The sequence below is a fragment of the Streptomyces lacrimifluminis genome, from assembly GCF_014646095.1.
GTDB classification, from domain to species: Bacteria; Actinomycetota; Actinomycetes; order Streptomycetales; family Streptomycetaceae; genus Streptomyces; species Streptomyces lacrimifluminis.
This window is the reverse complement of record NZ_BMMU01000091.1, coordinates 1-2,901: the sequence shown is the minus strand read 5'-3', so window position 1 is coordinate 2,901 and position 2,901 is coordinate 1. Positions and strand designations below refer to the sequence as shown.

Sequence of the window (2,901 nt, the reverse complement as noted above, 5' to 3'; positions counted from 1 at the left end):
GACCGCCCTCTACACCGGGGTCAGCGGGGACTTCATGAACACGATGATGCGCAAGGTCTTGGATCGGGCTCTTGCGATCGGACAGTAAGGAGCCGATGTGACGGCGAAGCTCGACTACCGCTGGCACCTGCGGGAGATCATGGCCACCCGCGGAATGTTCTCCACCACCGATCTGCAGGCGCCTTTGGCGGAGCGGGGCATTGAGCTGTCGACCAGCCAGGTCTACCGCCTGGTGGTCGAGCGGCCCGAACGGCTGAGCCTGAAGACGCTCATGGCTCTGCTCGACATCCTGGGCTGCTCGATGGACGAACTCGTCGAACCCGTTGCCGCACCCGGCGTCCGCCGCCGCTCGGCCGCGGCCGGCGGGCAGAGCCCTGCTCCCGCGAGCGAGCAGGGACTTGGAGCCTTGCGCCCCAAGCGGGCGAGGATCGTCCCCGAGTAGATGGACGATCCGTTCAACCTGGGCCTGCCCCGGTTCGCCGTCGAGCCCGAAGCCGTCATCACCGAGATCGTCCGCACGGCGGATCCCGCCTGCGCCGGCATCGACATACCGGCCGTGCTCGCCGACACCTTCCGCCTTCGGCCGCAACTGCGGGAGCTCGCCAACGTCCTGCAGAAGGACCCTGACCTGCTGAGCTCCGGACGCCCGGAAGGGCCCCGCAGCATCGAACGGCTCATCCGGGCCCTGCGTGAACGCGGCGCCGAACGCCTGACACCGCCCTTCTGTTCCGGTTGCGGGCAGCAGCGGCGCCTGGTCGCGCTGGACGGTGCCGTTCGGATCTGCAGCTCCTGCCAAACGCGCCGCACCGACCAGGCGAACCCGTGCGCCATCTGCGGTCGAACCGAGTACAACGGACGCGACCGCGACGGACAGCCGCGCTGCCGCAAGCACCCGCCCGGCGACGGGAAGGATCCCGTGGCCGAACTGAGCACGCGGATCGGCCGCCTGGATTTCGGGCTGCCACCCCAGGCCATCGCCGAGGCGGTGCGGTCGGTGGAGAAGAGCCGCAATGGTCAGTTCCGCCTGCTGTGGGCCCTGGAGGACGTCCCCGGCCTGCTTACCGGGGACGGGGCCCAAGGACCGCCCAGGACCATCGCGCTGATCAAGGCCCTGATCGACCACGGGGCGAACGGCGCGGTCGTCCCGCCCTGCCCCTTCTGCCGGCGCCAGGTGGAGCTCAACATCTCCCGGGACGGGCTGCGGTGCTGCAAACGCTGCTGGGCCGAGGCCCGTCCGGAGCCCTGCGCGCGATGCGGACACCTTCGGCCGGTCCATGCCCGAACTCATGACACCCGGGCTCTGTGCGCGAGTTGCCGCACCGCCGACCCCCTCAGCCTCCGCCGGTGCGAGGGGTGCGGCGAGATGGGCATCTGGATCGAGCGGACCGAGAACGGCGGTCTGTGCACGCACTGCTACCAGCTGCCGGAGGCGACCTGCGCGACGTGCGGCACCCTCCGGCCGTGCCGGTTCGCACACACCCCGGCGCCCAAGTGCCAGCCGTGCTACGCCCGTTCGAAGAACAAGCAGCCCTGCGCGCGCTGCGGAGCCGAGCGGTGGGTAAACAACCGGACCCCGGACGGCAAGCCGCTGTGCTCCTACTGCGGAGTGCCGCGCAAACCCTGTGCCGGCTGCGGGAAGATCCACCGCCCCAACGGCCGGACTCCGGACGGGAAGCCGTTGTGCCAGACCTGCTGGGCCAAGCACCCTGCGGCCCGCCGTCCCTGCACCGCATGCGGCTCCCTGGAGAGACGCTTCCACTTCGGCCTGTGCGCCGCATGCGCCGCGCGCCGCCACCTGACCGAGGCCCTCACGGGCACGGACGGCACAGTACGTCCCGAGCTCGCGCCGGTCATGGAGGCCATGCTGCGCCCGCCGCCGCTGGCCGTCCTGAGGTGGGTACGCAAGACCCCGGCCCGCCGGGCGATCTTCGAAGCCCTGGCGAACGGAACGGGTCCCGTCACCCACGAGGTCCTCGACCGCTTCGCCACGGTCCGCACCGCGGACAACATCCGCGCCGTGCTGGTCGCCGGCGGCGCCCTGCCCGCCCGGGACGAACAGCTCGCCAAACTGGAGAAGTGGCTCACCAAGGCCATCGCCCGCGTCGAGGACCCGGACGAACGATGGATCCTTCGCACCTACGTGAACTGGCAGCCCCTGCGCCGCTTCCGCCGGCTTTCCGCGGGCAAGCAGGTCACCCACGGGCAGGCCAACGGCGTCAGGATCGAAGTCCGCTACGTTGTACGGCTCCTGGAGTGGCTTGACCAGAACGGAAGCAGCCTCGCCCAGTGCACGCAGGACCACGTCGACACCTGGCTCAGCGACGGCCCCGCCCTGCGCTCCTCCGTGCGTGCCTTCCTGCACTGGACCAGTCGGCGCGGGAACACCCGGCCACTGACCGCTCCGATCAACAACGGCGACTTCACCGTCCACGTCATCGCCCAGGACCAGCGCTGGACCCTGGTCCGGCGCCTGGTGCAGGACGACCAGCTGAGCACCGCCGACCGCGCTGCCGGACTGCTCCTGCTGCTGTTCGCCCAGCCCGCCAGCCGCGTCACCCTGCTCACGACCGAGCACGTCACCGACGACGGGGACAAGGTCACCCTGCGGCTCGGCCAGAAGCCCGCCGAGCTGCCGGCCCCGCTGGACGACCTGATCCGCCAGCTCGTCCGACAGCGCCAGGGCCGAGCCGTCACCGTGCCGCTCGAAGAGCCCAAGTGGCTGTTCCACGGCGCCTACCCAGGCCAGCCGCTGGCCCCGAGCGCGCTGTGTGACCGGCTCAAGACGATCGGCATCCGCCCACGCGTCGCGCGCAACACCTCGCTGATGGAGATCGCGTCCGAGCTGCCGGCCTACGTCTTCAGCCGCCTGCTCGGCTTCCACCAGAACACCGCCGACAACTG

At 70.6% G+C, this 2,901-nt stretch carries 2 protein-coding genes; both read left to right on the top strand.

Annotation, left to right across the window (positions count from 1 at the left end):
- Positions 1 to 97: 97 nt before the first annotated feature.
- Positions 98 to 442, top strand: coding sequence for a helix-turn-helix domain-containing protein (locus tag IEY89_RS39965; protein ID WP_189152425.1), 345 nt, complete (start codon positions 98 to 100; stop codon positions 440 to 442).
- Positions 443 to 2,901: hypothetical protein (locus tag IEY89_RS39960; protein ID WP_189152424.1), on the top strand; the 2,459-nt coding region annotated here is incomplete at its 3' end.